Annotated in this window: 19 protein-coding genes; 15 read left to right on the forward strand and 4 right to left on the reverse strand. The window is 31.3% G+C overall.

From position 1 onward, the window contains the following. Nucleotides 1–9 precede the first annotated feature (9 nt). On the forward strand, nucleotides 10–1,002 hold the full coding sequence (locus Q0929_RS03360) for a bifunctional oligoribonuclease/PAP phosphatase NrnA (protein ID WP_299238165.1): 993 nt from the start codon (nucleotides 10–12) through the stop codon (nucleotides 1,000–1,002). Nucleotides 1,003–1,328: 326 nt separating this feature from the next. Here Q0929_RS03360 and Q0929_RS03365 read toward each other — a convergent pair whose 3' ends face one another. Beyond that, on the reverse strand, nucleotides 1,329–2,501 hold the full coding sequence (locus Q0929_RS03365; RefSeq protein WP_299238166.1) for an O-antigen ligase family protein: 1,173 nt from the start codon (nucleotides 2,499–2,501) through the stop codon (nucleotides 1,329–1,331). A gap of 493 nt (nucleotides 2,502–2,994) precedes the next feature. Here Q0929_RS03365 and Q0929_RS03370 point away from each other — a divergent pair, with 493 nt between their 5' ends. The 7 genes from Q0929_RS03370 (at nucleotide 2,995) to Q0929_RS03400 (ending at nucleotide 9,152) form a co-directional block, all read left to right on the forward strand. After that, nucleotides 2,995–3,132: a hypothetical protein gene (locus Q0929_RS03370; protein ID WP_299238167.1), complete on the forward strand. Its 138-nt coding sequence runs from the start codon at nucleotides 2,995–2,997 to the stop codon at nucleotides 3,130–3,132. A 396-nt stretch (nucleotides 3,133–3,528) separates the two neighbouring features. Then, nucleotides 3,529–4,353: a Sir2 family NAD-dependent protein deacetylase gene (locus Q0929_RS03375; RefSeq protein WP_299238168.1), complete on the forward strand. Its 825-nt coding sequence runs from the start codon at nucleotides 3,529–3,531 to the stop codon at nucleotides 4,351–4,353. A 471-nt stretch (nucleotides 4,354–4,824) separates the two neighbouring features. Next, nucleotides 4,825–6,237: an Rne/Rng family ribonuclease gene (locus tag Q0929_RS03380; protein WP_299238169.1), complete on the forward strand. Its 1,413-nt coding sequence runs from the start codon at nucleotides 4,825–4,827 to the stop codon at nucleotides 6,235–6,237. Next, entirely contained in the window at nucleotides 6,234–7,169 is a 936-nt protein-coding gene (gene bamD / locus Q0929_RS03385; RefSeq protein ID WP_299238170.1) for an outer membrane protein assembly factor BamD, read from the forward strand. Before Q0929_RS03380 ends, bamD begins: the two co-directional genes overlap by 4 nt. Nucleotides 7,170–7,178: 9 nt before the next feature. Then, on the forward strand, nucleotides 7,179–7,541 hold the full coding sequence (gene rsfS / locus Q0929_RS03390; protein WP_299238171.1) for a ribosome silencing factor: 363 nt from the start codon (nucleotides 7,179–7,181) through the stop codon (nucleotides 7,539–7,541). After that, nucleotides 7,542–8,324: a glutamate racemase gene (gene murI, locus Q0929_RS03395; protein WP_299238172.1), complete on the forward strand. Its 783-nt coding sequence runs from the start codon at nucleotides 7,542–7,544 to the stop codon at nucleotides 8,322–8,324. It begins immediately after the preceding gene. 15 nt (nucleotides 8,325–8,339) lie between these two features. Beyond that, complete coding sequence (locus Q0929_RS03400) at nucleotides 8,340–9,152, forward strand: RluA family pseudouridine synthase (RefSeq protein ID WP_299238173.1); 813 nt, start codon at nucleotides 8,340–8,342, stop codon at nucleotides 9,150–9,152. Between the two features lie 332 nt (nucleotides 9,153–9,484). Here Q0929_RS03400 and Q0929_RS03405 read toward each other — a convergent pair whose 3' ends face one another. Then, nucleotides 9,485–9,736 (reverse strand): hypothetical protein, encoded by a 252-nt coding sequence (locus Q0929_RS03405; protein ID WP_299238174.1) that lies wholly within the window; start codon nucleotides 9,734–9,736, stop codon nucleotides 9,485–9,487. Nucleotides 9,737–9,832: 96 nt separating this feature from the next. Between Q0929_RS03405 and Q0929_RS03410 the strand changes: the two genes are divergently transcribed. Both Q0929_RS03410 and Q0929_RS03415 read left to right on the forward strand, forming a co-directional pair. Next, entirely contained in the window at nucleotides 9,833–11,854 is a 2,022-nt protein-coding gene (locus Q0929_RS03410; protein WP_299238175.1) for an ATP-binding protein, read from the forward strand. Then, on the forward strand, nucleotides 11,851–13,254 hold the full coding sequence (locus Q0929_RS03415; RefSeq protein ID WP_299238176.1) for a sigma-54 dependent transcriptional regulator: 1,404 nt from the start codon (nucleotides 11,851–11,853) through the stop codon (nucleotides 13,252–13,254). Before Q0929_RS03410 ends, Q0929_RS03415 begins: the two co-directional genes overlap by 4 nt. 263 nt (nucleotides 13,255–13,517) lie before the next feature. Here Q0929_RS03415 and Q0929_RS03420 read toward each other — a convergent pair whose 3' ends face one another. After that, nucleotides 13,518–14,168 (reverse strand): Yip1 family protein, encoded by a 651-nt coding sequence (locus tag Q0929_RS03420; protein ID WP_299238177.1) that lies wholly within the window; start codon nucleotides 14,166–14,168, stop codon nucleotides 13,518–13,520. Between the two features lie 112 nt (nucleotides 14,169–14,280). Between Q0929_RS03420 and Q0929_RS03425 the strand changes: the two genes are divergently transcribed. From Q0929_RS03425 to Q0929_RS03445, 5 genes are read left to right on the forward strand one after another with little or no spacing between them, the layout of a single operon-like run. Continuing rightward, nucleotides 14,281–15,276, forward strand: a complete 996-nt coding sequence (locus tag Q0929_RS03425) for a 3-dehydroquinate synthase II (protein ID WP_299238178.1) — start codon at nucleotides 14,281–14,283, stop codon at nucleotides 15,274–15,276. 2 nt (nucleotides 15,277–15,278) lie between these two features. Beyond that, nucleotides 15,279–16,826 carry an MlaD family protein gene (locus Q0929_RS03430; protein WP_299238179.1) on the forward strand — a complete coding sequence of 516 codons (1,548 nt, stop codon included), beginning with the start codon at nucleotides 15,279–15,281 and terminating at the stop codon, nucleotides 16,824–16,826. A gap of 16 nt (nucleotides 16,827–16,842) precedes the next feature. Continuing rightward, entirely contained in the window at nucleotides 16,843–17,556 is a 714-nt protein-coding gene (locus Q0929_RS03435) for a Crp/Fnr family transcriptional regulator (protein WP_299238180.1), read from the forward strand. 28 nt (nucleotides 17,557–17,584) lie between these two features. Continuing rightward, nucleotides 17,585–17,911, forward strand: a complete 327-nt coding sequence (locus Q0929_RS03440) for a hypothetical protein (RefSeq protein WP_299238181.1) — start codon at nucleotides 17,585–17,587, stop codon at nucleotides 17,909–17,911. 35 nt (nucleotides 17,912–17,946) lie between these two features. Beyond that, nucleotides 17,947–18,549, forward strand: a complete 603-nt coding sequence (locus tag Q0929_RS03445; RefSeq protein ID WP_299238182.1) for a hypothetical protein — start codon at nucleotides 17,947–17,949, stop codon at nucleotides 18,547–18,549. A 248-nt stretch (nucleotides 18,550–18,797) separates the two neighbouring features. Here the strand turns inward: Q0929_RS03445 and Q0929_RS03450 are convergent. Further along, on the reverse strand, nucleotides 18,798–20,915 hold a 2,118-nt coding region (locus tag Q0929_RS03450; RefSeq protein ID WP_299238183.1), incomplete at its 5' end, for a molybdopterin dinucleotide binding domain-containing protein.

Consider the following 20,915-nt stretch of genomic DNA (forward strand, 5'->3'; position numbering starts at 1 on the left):
GGTAAAAAGATGGAAATGTCAATTCCAATAATAGAAAGACTCAAAAGAGAGGAAAAAGATATTCTTATATTTACACATGAAAACCCCGATTGCGATGGAATCGGTAGCATGATAGCCCTCTATCTTTTCTTGAAAAAACTTGGTAAGAACGTTACAATGGCTATGAAAGATGATTTTCCTTTTGTTTGCGACTTTATGCCTGAAGTAAATGAAATAAAAAAACTACCAATAAATCATAAATTTTCTGTTGCTATTTTAGTAGATGCGTCAAGCAAAAAACGTGCCGGTGTAGAAATTTATGCTGATGAAATTATCAGAATAGACCATCACATTGGTGGAGAGTTTGAAAGTACTTATGATATCGTAGATGATTTTAGTCCTTCCACAACTGCTGTAATGACTTATGTGTTAAGAAATTGGGATGAAAATTTGATAGATGAAAAAATAGCTACTGCATTATATGCGGGTTTGATAACAGATACAGGTTCTTTTAGATACAACAATACAACAGACAAAACCTTTGAAATAGCAGAATTTTTAGTCAAAAAAGGCGCAAATCCGCACCATATTTCAAAAATGCTATTTGAAAGGAATAAAATCAATGTTTTAAAGTTATTGACTAAAACACTTTCTACGTTGGAGCTTTATCATAACGACCAAATAGCGGTTCTGACGGTATTTAGGGATTTTTTAAATGAAACAAATACAAAAGAAGAAGATACAGAAGGTTTTGTAAATTTTGCAAGAAGTATAGATACGGTTAAAGTTGCTGTTTTAATGATTCAAAGGGAAGATTTAAAAACGTGGAGAACTTCTTTAAGAGGAAAGGGTGAGGTTGACGTTCAGAAAATAGCTTGTAAGTTTGGCGGCGGCGGACATAAAGATGCATCAGGGTGTAGAGTTGTTGGTAATTATGAAGAAGTAAAATCTAAATTGATTGAAGCAATATCAGAAAGTATTGATAAATTAGAGAAAATGCAGGTATTACAAGAGATTGTTTAAGAATGTTCTAAAATTTTTTGCAAGTTTATCTTTTTGTCATATCTCCTTTTTATTGAGATTATTCGCTGACTGCAGAATGACGATTAAATAGATAGCTAATTTTAAACTGTTCCAAAAATCAACGCTGTCGTTCTGCAGCTGGCTAAGAATCTCCGTACTTTTACTTCTCACCTATCCCCTGTATAGACAATTCATGAATTGTGCCTCTATTTACTCTCTAAAACAGGGATAAAGTCCTTAGGGTGACAAAGAAAGCTTAATAGTCGAACAATTATTCTACCTATTAATTTGGATGAAAGTTTCTAACGTAAATAAATTTTCACTTTTTAACCTTGTTTTATGGCACTATAATAATTTTCAGCAATTCCAAACATGAGAAAATACAAAGGTAAAATTGCATCCCACATACCGCTAAATATTCCACCTACAAGAAAATATGCAGGGAAAACTAAAAAGGGTAGCCCTACGATTTGATTAAATTCAGAAAGTTTCACAGTAATGGTAAACTTAAAAAATCTATACATTAAAAACATTATTCCAATTAAACCTATTAATCCAATATTTATAAGTTCAGAGATTAAAAAGATAGATTCATAAGACCTTCCAACCGGTGATGGAGGGTCTAATCTTTCTCCCGCTGCATACCCATGACCTATAAGTAGAGGAAGAATATTTCCATTTTCAACATCTTTTTTTATAACTTCTATACCTTTTTTCCCAATTTCCCATCTTGAACTTGAAAATTCGTTTAACTGTTCCTCAGTCAATTCCTTTCCCTGAAAGACGAATTCAAATAATAACTTATACTTTGGAAATTTTTGTACAGCATAATATGTACCACCGATAGACAGAATCAAAAAGACAGAAATCATTCCATAGATCCATTTTTTACTAATATTTGACATTTTTAGCAGTATCAAAAAGTAAACAACATAGGAAGCAAGTATTCCAAGGATTGGATTTCTTTTTCCTGTTACAAACACTAAAAAAGTAAAAAGTATAAAAAGCATGAAAAATAGTATTTTTTTCTTAATATCTTTTTCTAATAAGAACAATGTAAAAGAAGACAAACTTCCAAGAGCAAAGATAATGCCTATCTCAAATACACCACCCCAAATTGGCTTTTCTAATCCTTTAGAGTAATTGTAAATAGTAACAACTGCTTCAATACTACAAAACAAAACTATTGTGTAATTTACCTTTCTAAACAGCTCATATGATGGTGTGAACAAATCTTTTGCAAAGTATGTAATATTAAAAAATGTCTGATTCAGTGCTCCTATTATTTCGTGTGGTTTGCCATAGATTGCCGAGCTTAAAATAGACGGCGTAATTATCATAAAAAGTGGTAGCTTTAAATGTCCATTTAATTTTATTTGTCTTTTTATGATTAAATATAGCTCATATAGAAGAAGTAAAATTAGAACTCCTGTGAATACAGAGATGGATAAATAAGCTGATGCAAACATGATTATTAGCAAATTTTCTTTATTTTTCATTCACTCTCCAATCAATAAAAAGTTTTAAAAATTCAAATTGTTTTGATTTAAACTTATTTGGATAAAAATTTTACAACATATTTAATTTTATAGTTTAAGGAATGATACCTGGAAAAGTTTCTGTTGTTTTTCAATCTAATGTATAGCTTACAAATCCTATTGTTTTTCATTTAATCCAAAAAATATTCTTAATATATACACTTTGATATTTAATCTGTAAAGCTTAATATAATTACACTTATATTAGATTTTACATATTAAATATTAGAGTGTAAGATTGTGTTCATATTTAATTCAAAAGTGAAAGTTTTAGATTGTTCTAAATTATACCTTGTGTGAGAAATTAGCGGTTTTTATAAAATTTAAAAATGAGATCCTTCGGCCTTACGGCCTCAGGACGACAAGGAAAAGGTTGATTAATAAGCGTTAAAGGGAGGATAACCTTATTCGTCATTCTGCAGCCGGCGAAGAATCTGTACAAGCTAAAAGAAACATGGGAAAATATTATAAAAGAAAGCTTTTAAAACAAGTAAAAGAATTAGATGATGTTATGGAAAAACATCCAGAAATAATCTTTAGATTACAAGTTGTAGAATTGAGACTGTTCCAAAAATCCACATTGTCATTCTGAGCGAAGCGAAGAATCTCCTATTTTTCTTTTCAAGTCAAAAATCAAAAAAAAGATCCTTCGGCCTTCGGCCTCATGATGACAAGGATAAGGTAAGCTTACGAAAATTTTTGGAACACCCTCGTTGTAGAATTTGTTTTAAAACACTGTAGTAAAACTTGCAGTAGAAGCTTTTAGTGTATCAAAATCTACCATATATAAATAACAATTCTGTTCTTTAAAAAATCGTTATGTATCAAAAAAGATGCTGCAATATATGCTATAGTATAACACAGAAAGACCTCATCATAGTTTAAACAAAAAATCACCTATTACATACTTTTGTGATATTATAAATTCAAACGAATCGGAATTTTTCCAAACCGGTATGACTTATACAATTATAAAGGACTAACTAAAATGGAAGAAATAAAAATTGCTAAGCAGCAAATAGAGACGGCAGAAGCGATACTGATTACTGCCGGAGCAGGTATGGGTGTAGATTCCGGACTTCCTGACTTTAGAGGTACAGAAGGGTTTTGGAGAGCATATCCGATAGCCAAGAAGCTTGGGTTAAGGTTTGAAGAGCTTGCAAACCCAAGATGGTTTAAACAAGACCCCCAATTAGCTTGGGCATTTTATGGACATAGATTAAAGCTATATAGAGAAACACAACCACATCAAGGATTTTATCTTCTAAAAGAATTAGTTAAAAAGAAAAACGAAAACTATTTTATCTTTACTTCAAACGTTGATGGACAATTTCAAAAAGCCGGTTTTGACGAAAACAAGATTGTTGAAATTCATGGCAGTATTCATTATTTACAATGTGTAGAGCCTTGTAGTGATGAAATATGGAGTGTTGAAGGAATCGATGTTAATATTGATATGGAAAATTTTAAAGCTCTTCCACCACTACCTACATGTAAAAATTGCGGCTCTTTGGCAAGACCAAATGTGCTGATGTTTAATGATTTTCAATGGGTTCTTCACAGAACAGAGGCACAAGAATTTAGATTTAATCTTTGGCTTGAAAAAGTTCAGAATAAAAATCAAAAGTTAGTTATTATTGAAATTGGAGCTGGAAAGGCGGTACCAACTGTAAGGCTAACGAGTGAAAGAATAGCAAGATTACTAAATGGATTTTTGATAAGGATAAATCCAAGAGATTATGATGTCCCTACTAATATTAATGCAGTTTCTTTAAAAGTTGGCGGATTAGAAGGTTTGAAGTTAATCTTATGATTATAAAAGTGTGAGATTCTTCATGTAGCTTTTAGGATTAGCTTCTGACCTAATACTCACTGCGGTTAAAAATTCCAAATACAGTCAAGCCACCAACAAGAAAGTAAAGGCAATTCAAAAATTGTTTACGATGAGTGATTAAGAGGGGAAAGAAATTCTTTTACCGGTTGCACAGCAGCATTAACAATACGAATTTTTACAAGCAGTTTCCGGTTGCCCGCGGGTAGCATCATATAAGAACTCTTTTTGTTAGGTTAGAATCTAAGATTGTTCTAAAAACCCAAATTGTCATTCTGAAGTCGGCGAAGAATCTCATTTTTTCTTATTTTAAAAAGAGGAGATCCTTCGGCCTACAGCCTCAGAATTACACGGAAAAGCAAGCTTACGAGAATTTTGGAACACCCTCGGATCTTAATAAAATCTTAAAGTGTTATAATTATATTTCAAAAATAAGTAGCAATGAGGTATTTTTTGGATAGAAAGCTAATCATTACTAAAGGCATTAAGAATACATTTTATCTCATTTTAGAAGACAATATACCCGTTGAATTTAAGATAGAAGATATCGAGATATCTAAACAAACTGGAAGTATATATAAAGGCAAGGTTTTAAGATATAGCCAAGCAATGGAAGCTTTTTTTGTTGATATCGGAGAGGATAAAGAAGCTTTCTTACCAAAAAAAGATATTTGTGAAGAAGTTTGTAAGAATATAGATAAAGGCTCTTCAATCTTGGTGCAAGTTAAAAGGTCTCCGGTTAGTACAAAGGGAGCAAAACTTTCCTGTAAAATTTCTCTTCCGGGTAAATATTTAGTACTACTTCCTCAAAGCAAAGGCAAAATCTCTATTTCATCAAAATATGAAGATAATGACGAAAGGAATGAAATTAAAGAAAGAATAAAAAATCTATTGCATGAAATAAATCAAGAAAATTTTGGATTAATCATTAGAACCGCCGCAAAGGATGCACCGGATGAAGCAATTTTAGAAGATTTTAAATTTCTTATAGAATTATGGAACCAAATCCAAAAAGATTATAATAAGAAAAAAGCTCCTTCTATAATATATGAAGAACCGTTTAAAGCCTTTGCAATTTTAAGAGATTATGCAGGCTCATTTTCCGAAATAATTTCAGATGATGTGTCTATCTTAAAGATGATTAAAAAGTTTGTATCAGAAAATTTTCCAAATGCAAACATAAAAATGACTCCATACAGAAAAAGAAAAGAGTCGTTATTCTATGAATATGAATTAGACAAGCTGATAAATAAAATCCTATCACCTTATGCATATCTAAAAAGTGGTTCTTATCTTGTAATTCAAGAAACAGAAGCGTTGGTAGTTATTGATGTAAACAGCGGAAGCTGTCATAAACAGAAGAATTTAGAAGAAACGGCATTCAGAATAAACTTAGAAGCGATTCCAGAAATTGTTAGACAAATAAGACTTAGAGATTTAAGCGGAATAGTTGTTATAGATTTTATTGATATGGTAAATCAAGAGCATAAAGAAGTTATCGTGGAAAGACTTAAAGAAGAGTTTAAAAAAGATAAAAGACCTGTAAAGATTAAAGGATTAACACAGCTTGGGCTTTTAGAACTCTCAAGAAAGAAGCTTGAAGAAAGTCTTATAAAACAGCTTTCAGATTACTGTCAGCATTGTTATGGAAGAGGATATATAAAATCTCAAGATGTAGTAATGTTTGAGCTTGAAAAGACAATTAATAAACTAAAACCATTTGCAAAAATGAAAATTATTATAAATCCAAAGCTTTCTAAAGCTGTAGACAATTTATTGGAGAATTTAAAACTAAAAGAGTTTGTAGAGATAGAGTATAATAATAAAATGCAGTTAGATAAATTTGAGGTTGAAAAAGTATTATGAAAAAAATCGTTGTATTTTTAATTTCAGGGTTAGTAATAGCTTCTTGTGCAGATAAAGGGCAAAAACTCTATGAAGGTCAGAAAAAACTAAGTAAGGGTCTTGAACTTTATAAAAAAGGTGAGTATAAAAAGGCAAAAGAAGAGCTTAAAAATGCAATCTTTAAATCTCAAGGTTTAACACCTGATCAAATCATGGAGGCAAGATTTGCGTTAGCGGATTCTTACTACAACAGAGAAGAATATATAGATGCAATAGTAGAATTTGAGGAGTTTATAGCACTATTTCCAACATCTCCAAAAGTGCCGGAAGCTTTATATAAGCTTGCCATATCTTACCTTTTTGTGTCTCCAGACTATAAAAGGGATATGACCTATGTAAACAAAGCACAAGAAAAAGCAGAAGAGATAATTTCAAGCTATCCAGATAGTAAATATGTTAAAGCAGCAAAAGAGATTTTAAAGAAAATAAATGAAATAAAAGCTAAACACACTTTGTATATTGCAGAAACATACGAAAAGTATGGAAAGCCATACTCAGCTTCTGTATACTATCAGGAAGCTTATACAAACTACAAAGGTTACATAGAAAAAGACTATGTAGCATACAAACTTGCATATAATTTAATTAATGCAGAAAATCAGTATGTAGGAGAAATAAACGAATTAAGACAAAAAATAAAAGAATTAGATAAAAAAATCAATGAAGAGAAAGATTTAGAATCTAAAAATATACTTATTAATAGAAAGGCAATTCTTGAGCAAGAACTAAACGTATATCTAACAAGAATAGAAGAATCAAAGCAGAGAGCAAAAGAGATTATAGAAAACTTTTCAAAAGCATTTCCAGATTCTAAGTACTTAACAGAAGTCAAAAACCTTGAAAAAAGTAGTAATTTGCAAAAATTATTAAGAAAAATAGATATCCTTAATTAAAGAGGTGAGATGGAAACCTTAGAGATTGTAAAAAAGATAATTGAAAAAGCTGAAGAGAAAAAAGGCGAGGATATTGTAACTCTTGAAATAGGAAAGATCAATCCTATTATTGCAGATTACATGGTTATCATAACAGGGTCAGTGCCGATACATACTAGGGCAATTGCAGATAATATCATAGGTGGTTTAAAAGAATACGGAGTAATACCTCACCACTTGGAAGGATATACAGAAGGAAGATGGATTGCCGTAGATTACGGAGATATTATGATTAACATATTTCTGCCTGAGCTTAGAGATTATTATAAGCTTGAGTGGTTATGGTCTGATGCTCCACGGGTAGAATATACAGCAGAAGGAATAAAACAATAAATGCCGATTGGTGTATTTGATTCAGGGATAGGTGGACTTACCGTATTTAAAGAGATAGCTGCAAGCTTTCCAAAGGTAGATTTGTACTATCTTGGAGATACGGCAAGAGTTCCATACGGAAACAAATCAAAAACGACGATTATCAGATATTCTGTAGAATGTGCTAGTTATCTGTATCATAATTATAACGTAGATGCAATAGTAATAGCCTGTAATACAGCCTCTTCATATGCACTTGATACATTGAGAGAAATATTACCGATTCCTGTGATAGGCGTAGTTCAGCCGGGAGCAGAATCAGCTGTAAAAGTAAGTAAAAATAAAAAAATTGGCGTGATAGGCACGTCAGCGACTATAAAGAGCAATTCTTACCTTGAGACTTTAAAAAGCTTGGATAAAGATTTAGAAATCTATCAAAAAGCTTGCCCGTTGTTTGTTCCATTGGTAGAAGAAGGCTGGATAGATAATGAAGTAGCAAAGCTAACAGTTAAAGAGTATCTTGACGACCTTGTTAAAACAGGAATTGATACACTTATACTTGGATGTACCCATTATCCACTTTTGAAAAACACAATAAAGGATTTGTATCCGCATTTAAATATAGTTGATTCATCTGTAGCGATAGTGGAACATTTAAAAAACATAAAACTAAACATTGAAGAGACAGGAAAAAGAAAGATTTTTATAACCGATGAGTCTCATGCTTTTGATAAGCTGAAAAATATGCTTGTTGGAGATATTAAGACAGAAAAAATAGAACTATCAGACCTATGCTCTCTTTAAATTCAAGGAGAAAAAATGCTTAAAAGATACACAGTAAACTCACCAAAAACATTAAAAGATTTTATAGCTGAAAGCTTAAATATTTCAAAAAATCAAGCAAAAGATATTATTGACAGTAGAAATGTTATTGTAAACAACAAAAGAGTTTGGATAGCATCACATAATCTAAAACCGGGGGATGTAGTCGAGATAGTTCAAAGTGAGCCAAAAAATGATTTAAAAATACTGTATGAAGATGATTATATCATTGCAATTGATAAACCACCAACAATCGTAAGCGATAAAGAAAACTCATCTGCAGAAGATATGCTTAGAAAGAAGTTGAAAAACGATAAAATAAAAGCAATTCATAGACTTGATAAGGAAACTTCCGGTGTTTTAATTTTTGCAAAAGATTATAAAATCTTTGAAAAATTCAAAGAGATATGGGAAGATAAGAACGTTTTAAAAATTTACTTGGCTATATCTCATAACGAAGCAAGCTTTAAAGACTTTACAATCAATCAAGATATAGATGGAAAACAGGCTATTACTCATTTAAAAGTTTTAAACAAAGGAAATGGTTTTACATACTTTCAAGTAAGAATAGAAACTGGAAGAAAACATCAGATAAGAAAACATCTTGCAAGTATAAGACATCCTATCGTTGGAGATAAAATTTATGGTATTAAAAAGTTTGAGAATAATTTAGTAAAAAGAGTAGCAAGACAGATGCTTCATTCATACAAATTAGTTTTGATGCATCCTTACTTAAATAAAAAAATAGAAATAAACGCACCAATTCCGTCAGATTTTAAGAATGTGTTGAACTATTTGAATGAGAGATGAGAAGGAATCCTTCCTTTAATGTTTATCATTCAACCTTTTCCTGTCATCCTGAACGTAGTGAAGGATCTCATTTTTAATGTTTTTTTGAAAAGAAAGCAAGGAGATTCTTCGCTTATGCTCAGAATGACAGCATTAGGTGGCTTTGGTATTCTGAGAACTTTAATCTAAGAGATCTTATCATTTAAAAAATGAGAAAATAAGAAGTTAGAAGTAATAGGTAAGAAAGGGAGGAGATTGTTCTCATGGTACAATACGAAAATAAAAGGTTAATTAATTTTTAGACTTAATTAAAGTTTTAAAACATTTTTTTATTAATTTTAGTCTTTCCACTTTTATTTAATTGATTGAATTTCTCTAATCTTTCTTGCAAGTTCTCTGATCGCATCTATTTCACTGTATCCTTTTTCTACAAGCTCTCTAACAAATTGTGCTTTTGCTAAGGTGTTTAACTTCTCTACTATATCACCGGATACCTTACATTCCTGAGGAGAAGGTTCGCCATTTTTTAGAGTCTCATTTATACACATTTCAATTTCTTCTGGTGTGAACTTTTTCGCAATTTCTTTTATCTCTTTTAAATTCATTTTTATTTCCTCGTCAATAAATTTTGTATAATATTACATTAATAAAATCCAGGTAATTTTCTATGAAAAAAAGCATAATTGTGAAGGTTTTATAAATTGGAAGCGGTTATTGTAATAACCATAGTTTACTTTTTAATCTCCTTTCTTACAAATACAATTAAACGAAAAGATGTCTTTATCATATCAGCTATTTTAACATATATTATAGATTATCTACTCAAATATAAAGGAATAAATTTTGATATTTTATCTTTATTTTTCTTATCTTTAATACTTCATGCAAAATTTAAAAAAGAGGATGTTAAAATACTATTCATTGTCATCGCTTACTATATCAGCTTAACACTGATTGTTAATTTTTTCCAAGATTTCAAATTTATAAAAGCTTTTTATTTTTTAGGATTGGTAGTTTTAAATCAAAAATCCAAAACCATTGAAAAAATTTGGTTAAGTGTTATCTCTGTATCTTTTATTTTAAGTTTAATAAATTTAAATTTCTTTAGTTACGGCATTGCTTTAATTTTACTATTTTTTGTATATTTAAAAATTTTGGAATATAAAGAAAATTTAGAAGAAAATCAAGAGGAGTTTAAGAAGAAAATTGCAAGAACAATAGAGATAGAAGTAAAAAGAGAATACGAAAAACTTGAGCTTAAATTACAGTTAGCTTATAAAAAACTAAAAGAGTTATTTAAGCTTAATACTTTTATTATAAAAGAGATTTCTTTAAATGAAATGGCACAAAAAATTGTAGAAGGTTTGATAGATTTAGGATACGCTGGTGCATACATATATATTTCAAATGAAAATTTATCTAAGAAAGGAGGTTTTATCCCAAATTTAAAGATTATTACCGAAGGAATGAAAGATAAAACTACCGTCTCAACTTTAGAGAATGAAAAGCTAATTTATATACCTTTAAAAGATGAAAAAGGTCTTTTGGGTTATCTGGTGGTTTATTCTAAAACCTCCTTAACACCAGAGGAAATTGAGTATTTGATTACGTATGCTAACTCTATCTCAAACATTATTGCAAAAACAAATTACTTTTTAGAAATAGTTAAATTAAGGGATTTAATTTATAGAACTATAGAAGCTGTGAATATAGGTATTGTAGTTTTAGATAAAGATTTTAACATAGAAATTCTAAACAATTTTGCAAGAAAGTTTACAAGCCATGAAATTACAATTAACAAAAATTTATTTAAAGTTTTCCCACTTTTTAACTCAATAAAAGTACATTTAGAAGATGTCTTTTATACAAAAAAAGAATTTGAAACAAAAATTAAAGACCAAACATCAAACAGAATTTTCGAGGTAAAAGCATTTCCAATCTCTTCTGAAGAAGCATTAAATGGTATGGTTATTGTTTTTGAAGATGTTACGGAAAAAGAAGAAATGGAAAATCAAATTATACAGTCGGAAAAACTTGCAGTTATTGGCAGATTAGTTGCTGGTATTTCACATGAGATAAGAAATCCATTAGCAATTATAAACCAAAGTGCCTTTATGGTAAAAAGAAGGATTCAAAAATTATGTTCGAATGTTGATAATATTGATAACATTTTAGAATCGATCGAAAGAATTGAAAGAAATGTAATTAGAGCGACAGACATAATAGAAAGATTATTGAATTTTTCTAAACCATACTATACAAAAGCTCAAAAAGTAAATCTTAAAGAAGCTGTTGAAGAAGCAATGAAATTAGCAACTCTGCAAACACAAAGAAGCGATATACAATTTTCAAAAAAACTATTAGATGTTTACGTAAAAGGTGATAAGAATGCATTAATACAACTATTTATTAATTTAATTTTAAATGCAATAGAAGCTATAGAAAATAAAGGTAAGATAACAATAAAAATAATTCCTTTAAGAAGAGATGGAAATGTGAAAGTTGTAATAAAAGATACAGGAAAAGGAATTCCAGAAGAAATAATGGATAAGATCTTTGAGCCATTTTTTACGACAAAAGAAAAGGGGACAGGACTTGGTCTTGCGGTAAGTTATAGAATTGTTCAGGACCATGGTGGTAAAATGTTAGTCAGCAGTAAAGAAGGTGAAGGAACCGAATTTATTTTAATATTCCCAATGTATAATGAGGAAGAGGGCGAATGATGGAAAAGGGATATATTCTAGTTGTAGATGATGAAGAGGATTTATTAGTATCTTTTAAGGAAATATTAGAGGAAGAAGGATATAAAGTAGATATAGAATCTGATCCTGTTAAAGCTGTAGAGATGGTGAAAAATAATGATTATGACCTTATTATTTCTGATTTAAAAATGCCAGGTCTTGCCGGTAATGAATTTCTAAAAGAGATTAGAAAATATAATGGTTTTGTAAGCTTTATTATACTTACAGCCTACGGAACCGTTGATACAGCAGTAGAATGCATGAAAAATGGAGCATACGATTACATATCTAAACCTGTGGATTTTAATGATGGAAAGATTTGGAAGTTAATAGAGGATGCTGTTAAAAAGACTAAGACAATTAAAGAAAGTCAGCATTATAAGTCTCAATTGAACATCATCAAGTCAAGGGACAAGTTTAAAAATATAATAACGGTCAACTCATTGATGCAAGAAATTATTGATTATTCCATAAAAATCGCAAACTTTGATTTTACTGTACTTATACATGGAGAAAGCGGCGTTGGCAAGGAGCTTTTCGCAAGAGCAATACATGAAGCAAGTCAAAGAAAAAACAATGTTTTTTTACCGGTCAACTGTGCTGCTATTTCTAAGGATATTATGGAGTCAGAATTCTTCGGCGCTAAAAAAGGGGTATATACCGGTGCAGAAAAAGATAGGCCGGGTATTTTAGAGCTTGCAGACGGTGGAACGATTTTCTTAGATGAAATATCTGAGCTTCCATTAGACCTTCAAGCAAAATTTTTAAGATTCTTGCAAGATAAGGAAGTTAGAAGGATAGGCGATGTAAGTGCTAAGAAAGTAGATTTAAGGGTTATTGCAGCAACAAACAAAGATTTAAAAGAATTGGTAAATCAAGGAAAGTTTAGAGAAGATTTATACTATAGATTAGAGGGTATAAAAATAGAAATTCCCCCACTTAGAGAAAGAAAAGAGGATATCCCCGTTCTTGCTTACTACTTTTTAGAAGAGTTTAATAAAAAATACAACACCGATGTTAAAGGTTTTTCAAAAGATGCATTAGAAGCACTTATAAATTATTCTTGGCCTGGAAATGTAAGACAACTTCAAAACGTTGTAAATGAAGCATGTATAATCGCTTTTGCAAAGGGGCAATTTATAGAATTAAACCATTTGCCAAAAGAGATAACCGGAATTGAAGATAAACATGCAATGATTTTTGACTATAACTTGGCAAAGAAAATGAACGATACAAACTTTACCACTAAGTATTTAAGAAATCTATTATCTTTTACTAAAGGTAACATATCACAAGCAGCAAAACTTGCAAACATAGAAAGACAATCTCTTCAAAAATTGTTGAAAAAGTATAACGTAGACCCGCAGGAGTTTAGGAAGTAAAGTCTGTATTTAGGGATTTTTAAAAAATTTAATAAGCGATCCTGAGGATAAGAAAAAGACAACTTAAACCGAGACTGTTCCAAAAATATACACTGTTATTCTGCAGCTGGCGAAGAATCTCCTGCTTTTTCTTTTCAAAAAACCAAAAGAGTAGACCCTTTTTAGACTTACGTTCTCAAAATGACAAAAAAGTAAACTTACAAAAATTTTTACAGCATTTTCAATCTAAATTTTCTCCAAACCGGCACAACTTGTAAATTAAATTAGCCAATTAGCATCTGAATAAGCTTAGTTTGAAGCATTCCTAAAATTCCACTTAATATTACATAAAAGATAATAAGTACCACTATAAACTGAAAGTTTTTAGAATTTTCTGAAGGAACTTTTAAAATCTTTTCACTTCCTATATAAATAATGTAAAACATATAGAAGCTGCTTAGAAACAACACAATAGCAGTTAATGGAGAATTTATCATATATATAATTTCAGATATATAAACGGGTATAACAGCATAGACTACAAGGTTAAATACTTTCATTGGATTATCCTCGCCGCCAAAAGATTTGCCAAAAAAGTAAGTTAAACCTGTTAAAAATATAGGTTTAAAAGTTTCAAATACCCATACAATCAATAAGAAAATTAAAATTTTATTAAAATCATTATTTTGAAGCATGTTTAAAATTAAATTCATATAGTCAATAGTTGATTTATCAGCCTTTGGGTCATTTTTAAGCATGTCTAAAAACTGGTTTATAGAAGAAACATAGTTTGACTTTAAAACTGTAAAACCAATCAGATATCCAAGCACCGGAAAGAAAGAGAAAGGAAGAATATATTTTAAAAACATTTCAAAGTAGCCTTTAATCTCTAAGTTTTCCATAGATTTTTTTGGATTTAAATATATATCTAACATTCAACCACCTCAAACGATGCTTTATTAGTTTTTTAATTATACCATTTTAATGGTAATCATAATTATTTTGTGATAAAATTAAGAAAACCATAAACTTAGTTAAGGAGAGTGAATGAAAGAGTTTATTCTTGATGCAAGAAACGTTCCTAAAGCTGTAATAACAACTGCGATAGAATCTGGAGTTGATTTTATATTAATAAAAGAAGAACAAGCAAATGAGATAAAAAAGCTTGGAAGAGTTAAATTGATAGTCCAAGACAAAGAAGGAAATCTTTCTGATGATTTTGTAATAGTAAAAATAGAAAATAAAGCCGATGAGGAAAAGGCGGCAAATCTTGCAAAAAGTGGTAAAAAAGTAATCGTAGAAACAACAGATTGGACTATCATTCCACTTGAAAACTTAATTGCCCAATCTCCCAACATATACTCAATTGTAAAAAATTCAGAAGAAGCAAAAACTTCTGTTGGCATTCTTGAAAAGGGAGTTAAAGGCGTTGTTTTAACAACAACAGATATAAACGAAGTTAAAAAGGTAGCTAAGGTTATTAAAGAAGATACTGAAAAATTAAACTTTATTAAAGCAAAAGTGACAGCAATAAAACCTATTGGAATGGGTGATAGGGTTGCGGTAGATACGACTTCTCTTTTAAAACGTGGTGAAGGAATGCTTGTCGGAAATTCTTCAGCCGGAATGATTTTAGTTCATGGAGAAACAGAAGAATCTGAATACGTAGCTTCAAGACCGTTTAGAGTTAATGCCGGCGCGGTTCATATGTATACAAGAGTACCAAATGGAAAAACTACCTATTTAAGTGAGCTTTCAGCAGGAAAAGAAGTTATGATATATGACTTTAACGGAAACGGAAGGGTTGTCTATGTAGGAAGGGCTAAGGTAGAAAGAAGACCCATGCTTTTAATAGAAGCTGAATATGAAGGAAAAAAACTATCAGCAGTACTACAAAATGCAGAGACAATAAGAGTTGTAAAACCTGACGGAACGCCTATATCTGTGGTAGATTTAAAAGTCGGGGATGAAATTGTCGGCTATGTAGAAGAGGCTGGAAGACACTTTGGAATGAAAGTAGAAGAAACTATTTTGGAGAAATAAAAATGAAAACTTCACAAAAAGTAGGAATATTTGTTTTATTAGTATCAATTCTAACAGGATATTTGATTATAAAATTTAGCGGCAAAGAGTTAGGCCAATCTTTTAAGACTTACTATGTTTACTTTGATGATGCTCAGGGTTTATCTAAGGGTGCCGATGTTCAGGTTTTAGGTGTAAAAGCAGGTAGAGTTGAAGATATAACCTTTGAAAATGGAAAAGTTAAAGCACTCTTAAAGATAAAAAAAGAAATACCCTTATACAAAAATGCAACTGTTTCAATTAGAACTTATGGTTTAATGGGGGATAAGTATATTTATATAGACCCGGGCAGTCCTAACACAGGCAATTTAGCAGAAAATCAGGTTATCCAAAATCAAGCAAAAATTGCTTCAACGGAAGAGATGATAAATCAAATCAATGTTGCAGCGCAAAAATTTGCTCAGCTAATGGATAACTTAAACAAAGCCACCGGTGATGATAGATTAAAGAAACTCATAGAAGACTTTGATAAATTTGCTTCAAACACAAATGATGTTGTAGTAGAAAACAAAGAAGATATAAGACAGTCTATAGCTAATATCAGACAGATTACAGCAGATATTAGACAACAGCTTCCAAGCATTATTCAAAACTTAGACAAAACTCTTGAAAACACTAAAAATATAACAGCAGAAAACAGAGAAGATATAAGAAAGTTGATCGCTAACTTAAAAGACCTATCTGTTGCATTGAAAGAAAAAGCTCCAAAGACACTTGATTCTGTAGATAAGGCAGCTACACAAATAGAACAAGCCGTTAGTGAAAATAGACAAGATTTAAAACTCTCAATTGAAAATATCAGAAAAGCATCCCAAAACTTAAACGAACTTTTGGCAAAAGTTAACGAAGGAAAAGGAACTCTTGGAAAATTAGTAAATCAAGATGATTTATACAATAATGTAAATGAGGGTGTAAAATCATTCGCAGAGCCGTTTAAAGTTGTAAAAGAGTCAAATCTTGAAGTTATCATGCAAGGTGAGAAACATACAGGAAACGATGATTCAAAAGCTGGTGCAGCATTTAGATTTATACCAACAGATGACAGATACTACTATGTTGGAATACTTTCTAACTCTCAAGGTTATGTAGATAAAAAAGAAGAAATTACTTCAAACGGAACAACTACAACATACGTAACTAAAAAATATGGAATACTTTTCGACCTTCAATATGCAAGAAAAATATTAACACTTGGCTCTACACAGCTTTGGGCTCGTTTTGGTATTAAAGACTCTTCAGCAGACCTTGGTGCAGATATAGTATTAAACGATAATTTGAGATTAGTGTCAGACCTTTATAAATTTAACAGAAAAGATTTGATAAATCAGCCAAACAATCCTGAGTTAGACATTGGGCTTGAGTACAGATTTAGTGGTTATCCAATATTTGTAAAATTTGGTGGCTCTGATTTAATAAACAGTTCTGTTAGAGGCTTTTACATAGGTGGTGGATTTGTATTTACAGACAATTATTTAAAATATCTTCTCGGCAGCTTGCCAAAAGTTAGATAAAATTTGGGGGTAAATGATGAAGAGAGAAAGAGAAAGGATAAATATAGATAAAATAGAGACTCTAAAAGAATTAGACCTATTTAAAGAGCTTAAAGAAGAAGAGTTGAAGAATATAGAAAAGTTCTTTGTTGCAAAGAAATTTAAGAAAGGTGAATACATATTCTATGAAGGAGATAAAGAGCCGGGTATATACTTTGTGATAGATGGAATAGTAAAGCTAATCAAAGAAACGAACGAAGGCAAAACTGTAATACTAAGACTTGCAACAAAAGGCGAGAGCTTCGGCTGGCTTGTTATGAAAGATAACAGACCACCTGTTAATACTTATACAGCTCAAGCTTTAATTGATACAACAGTTTTATATATATCAAATCAAGATTTCTTAAAACTGCTTTTAATGTATCCTGCTTTAGCAGTAAGAATAACGTGCGAGCTTACTAAAAATATTCTTGAAGCATATGACAGACTTAAAAGCTTAGCTGTTGAAAAGGTAGAAGGAAGAATAGCAACGCTTATTCTTGAACTTGTTGACAAGATTGGAAAGAAAGAAGGCGATAACGTAGTAATAAATGCTCCAATAACAAGACAAGATATAGCAGAAATGGCAGGAACAACGGTAGAAACAGCAATTAGAGTAATAAGCAGATGGAAAAAAGAAGGAATATTAGACACAGAAAGGGGTAAAATAGAGATTTTTGATATAGATTATCTTCAAGATTTGATTAGTTAAACCATCAAAAATTATTTAGCTAAACAATATGAAAAACTTATTAAGAAAACTTTTAGCATTTGTGATAAGTTTTATTCTATTTTTTTCATTTCCGTCTTTTGCAAAAGGCGGTAGAGGTGGAAGCTTAGGTAAGATACACAAGGTTTATATTAGAGACAGAAACCCTGCACTCTCACTCTATGAATTGTACAAAGATTCTACTTCTGGTTATGTTTTACTGGGTGTATTTGCTGTTTATTTCGTATTTAATATTGGACTTGCCGCATTCGTTCTTGCAAGAGAATTAATATCAGCAAAAATGCAAAATAATAATCAAAAAATAAATTCATCAGAAGATTTACATTTAAAAAAATAAATTTTGCTGAACTAAGAGATGATGAACCAATTACAGTGCTAAAAAATAATTTTAGCTTAATATCAATTTTTGCAAAATTATTATTATTTGTGTTTATTTTAGTTGCAGCAATTTCAATGACAGCTATTACAATTTTTCTTATATACAAAATTAAAGAAGAGCCAACCTATTATGCTCACTACATTTATTTAATTTTTGGTATAATGGGAAGTTTAGTAAGTATAGGTTTTTTAAATCTTTCTTTAACTCTCTTTAATTTGAAATACATCAAGGTTTACAAAAATAAAATCATTCAAAATGCTTTTATCAAATGGCTACCTCCTTTTAATAGAAGCATAAATTTAGATCAAAAAGATTTAAAGATAAAAATTTATATTACTTCTAAGAATGTCTATCATATTATATTTACAGATAACCTTTCATTAGTTAGAAACCTCTTGCTTAGTTTATTTTCTTTCGATTTCTTTTATCCTAAGGTGATACATATTTTTTTTAATATTAAAACTAAGTTTTACAGTACTTGCTCCTCTAAAAATGAAGTATTGAGATTTATAAATTTTCTTTTAGAGAAAATAGAAAATACTGAAGATAGAGAAAAATTAGAAGAACTTAGACAGAAAATATTGATGGCATTGTAAATCAAGAACTAATTTTGAGACTGCCTCAAAAATCCACATTGTCATTCTGCAGCCGTGCGAAGAATCTCCTATTTTTCTTTTCAAGTCAAAAATCAAAAGAGGAGATTCTTCGGACTTACGTCCTCAGGAGGATGACGGATAAAGGTAAACTTGTGAAATTTTGGAACACTCTCAAGGTTTATTTGATACTAAACTATAACAAGATAAGGACAGCCTTTTTAAGACTGTCCCTGTTTATGGTTAATATATTAAGATTCAGACCCTGGCATTTTATAAGCTTCGTCTGCTAATGGAACCCATGGTCTTGGCATCCATTTTGGTCTTCTAAGTCCGCCCGGTCCTGGTGCTGGTCTTGTTAATTGATCTCTCCAAGCTTTGTAAACTTCAAATGTTTTTTGAATATCTACAAATACATCACCTATTCTATCCTCTGGACCTGCTTTTTCTATTAATACCTTTTTGTGCCAGCAGTGCATACCGCTTATTGGGTCTGGATTTGCTGGGAATACAGCGTTTTGGAATACTCCCGTTGTTCCTTTCCACCAGATCAATTCTGTATCTTTATTAAATTCTGGGAACTGCCATGATTTGAATGGTTTTACACCCTCTTTTGTTCTCATAAAATACTTAGAGCCTTCGTTTTTAATATCAACAAGTACAGAACCTAATCTCATTACACCAAGCGGATGTTTAAATCCGTCTATTTTTACTTCGTTTACGAGTCTCCATCTTCCGTTGTGGTGCGAACATGCTACAACACCCGGTCTTGTTGCTTGGGTTGGAACTGCCATTGCTACAAAGTATCCAGTTTTAATGCCTGTTAATGTATCTACAACCCAAACTTTTACAGCATCTCCTTTATTGATTCCAAGTCTTTTAGCATCTTTTTCATAAATCCATAATGGGTTATGGTTTTGTCCTATTTCCATCAACCACTTTGCGTTAATACTTCTTGTGTGGATTAAGTATGAAAGTCTGTAAATTGGGTTTAATACAAATGCATTCTCTTCCACAATGTAGTCGTGGTGCACTTGGCTAACGATATGGATCATTTTTTGTCTTTGTTCTTTATTTTTCGGATAGTATAAAACTGCATACTCAGGCCATTTCCAGTCTTTTAACGTTGGTGAGTAAAATTCTATGTGTCCAGAAGGAGTATGGAATCCTTGGAGAATTTTTCCATCTTTGTATACGCCGATTGTATGCTTCTTGCCCTCTTCTTCTGCATAAACAATACCAAGCTCTTCATCTATCTTGATAGCAGATTTTGGAATTTCTTTTCCTTTATATTTGTAAACACCTTTTTCTTGGTCATAAGGCAATGGTCTTTCCATCACATAGTAGATGTTTGTCTCTTCTGTCCAAGCTCCCCTATCTCTCATGTATTCATATGGAGTTATACCAAGCTGTTTGCAGACTTCAGAAAGCTTAGGAAGTTTTGAGAACGCTGCATTGTAGTACTCTTCAATTGTAACCGGCTTTCCTGGATTTTGTTTTGATTCCCAGTATTTTCTTATTCCAAGGCTTCCGTCTGGGTCTATTGCAAATGCAAGATTGATGAAAAATTCATTTTCTTCCCAAATTTCACCAAGTCCTACTTTTTTGTGTGCTTCCAATGTAGCTTTCGCCGGGTCGTTTGGCTTCCATCCCATCTTCATTAGTGCAACTCTTAAAACTGGCTGTCTAAATCCTGTCCATCTTTCAGGCTTTGTCTCTGAAGAATGCTGGTCGTGTCTTTCTCCGGCTAATCCCATTGGAAGTATATAATCACAGTAGAATGCTGTTTCAGCCCAGTTTGGAGACATATAAACTGTTAAACCAAATTTATTTTCATCTTTTAATGCTTCTACCCATCTAAACCCATCCGGGTTAATCCATACAGGGTTGTAAATTCTTGAAAACCATACCTCTACCTTATCCGGAATCTTTAATCCTTTTTCTTGCCATTTCTTTCTCCATTCATCATCCATCAAAAGATGTGGATATATATAGCTAAGCTCATAAGAAGACAATGGCCATTCTGGTGGCCAGTGTAATTCGTTCCAAACTTTTACCGGGTCTGGTTTGTCTGCCATACAAGCATCACCGCCTTTATCACCTACGTCTATAACATGCCAGTGGTGCCATCCTGTACCACCAACAGACCCAATAGAACCGGTAAACGTTAAAAGCATATTCATAGCTCTACCTACAACCCAACCACCTCTGTTTCCGGCTGCAGGACCTCTCCATTGGTAATTTGTAATAGCATTTCCTGCATAAACTACCATTTCGTAGAGTTTATCAATCATTTCAACAGGTATTCTACATTCCTGCGCAGCCCATTCAAACGTGTAATCTTTATACATATCTTTTAAAAGCTCTAT

Origin of the sequence: Sulfurihydrogenibium sp. (assembly GCF_028276765.1) — a bacterium.
GTDB lineage: Bacteria > Aquificota > Aquificia > Aquificales > Hydrogenothermaceae > Sulfurihydrogenibium.

What these genes read in the sequence shown, in the direction of transcription:
- Q0929_RS03360 (WP_299238165.1), top strand. Translation starts at nt 10, where the DNA reads ATGGAAATGTCAATTCCAATAATAGAAAGACTCAAAAGAGAGGAAAAA.
- Q0929_RS03365 (WP_299238166.1), bottom strand. Translation starts at nt 2,501, where the DNA reads ATGAAAAATAAAGAAAATTTGCTAATAATCATGTTTGCATCAGCTTAT.
- Q0929_RS03370 (WP_299238167.1), top strand. Translation starts at nt 2,995, where the DNA reads ATGGGAAAATATTATAAAAGAAAGCTTTTAAAACAAGTAAAAGAATTA.
- Q0929_RS03375 (WP_299238168.1), top strand. Translation starts at nt 3,529, where the DNA reads ATGGAAGAAATAAAAATTGCTAAGCAGCAAATAGAGACGGCAGAAGCG.
- bamD (WP_299238170.1), top strand. Translation starts at nt 6,234, where the DNA reads ATGAAAAAAATCGTTGTATTTTTAATTTCAGGGTTAGTAATAGCTTCT.
- rsfS (WP_299238171.1), top strand. Translation starts at nt 7,179, where the DNA reads ATGGAAACCTTAGAGATTGTAAAAAAGATAATTGAAAAAGCTGAAGAG.
- murI (WP_299238172.1), top strand. Translation starts at nt 7,542, where the DNA reads ATGCCGATTGGTGTATTTGATTCAGGGATAGGTGGACTTACCGTATTT.
- Q0929_RS03400 (WP_299238173.1), top strand. Translation starts at nt 8,340, where the DNA reads ATGCTTAAAAGATACACAGTAAACTCACCAAAAACATTAAAAGATTTT.
- Q0929_RS03405 (WP_299238174.1), bottom strand. Translation starts at nt 9,736, where the DNA reads ATGAATTTAAAAGAGATAAAAGAAATTGCGAAAAAGTTCACACCAGAA.
- Q0929_RS03415 (WP_299238176.1), top strand. Translation starts at nt 11,851, where the DNA reads ATGATGGAAAAGGGATATATTCTAGTTGTAGATGATGAAGAGGATTTA.
- Q0929_RS03420 (WP_299238177.1), bottom strand. Translation starts at nt 14,168, where the DNA reads ATGTTAGATATATATTTAAATCCAAAAAAATCTATGGAAAACTTAGAG.
- Q0929_RS03425 (WP_299238178.1), top strand. Translation starts at nt 14,281, where the DNA reads ATGAAAGAGTTTATTCTTGATGCAAGAAACGTTCCTAAAGCTGTAATA.
- Q0929_RS03430 (WP_299238179.1), top strand. Translation starts at nt 15,279, where the DNA reads ATGAAAACTTCACAAAAAGTAGGAATATTTGTTTTATTAGTATCAATT.
- Q0929_RS03435 (WP_299238180.1), top strand. Translation starts at nt 16,843, where the DNA reads ATGAAGAGAGAAAGAGAAAGGATAAATATAGATAAAATAGAGACTCTA.
- Q0929_RS03440 (WP_299238181.1), top strand. Translation starts at nt 17,585, where the DNA reads ATGAAAAACTTATTAAGAAAACTTTTAGCATTTGTGATAAGTTTTATT.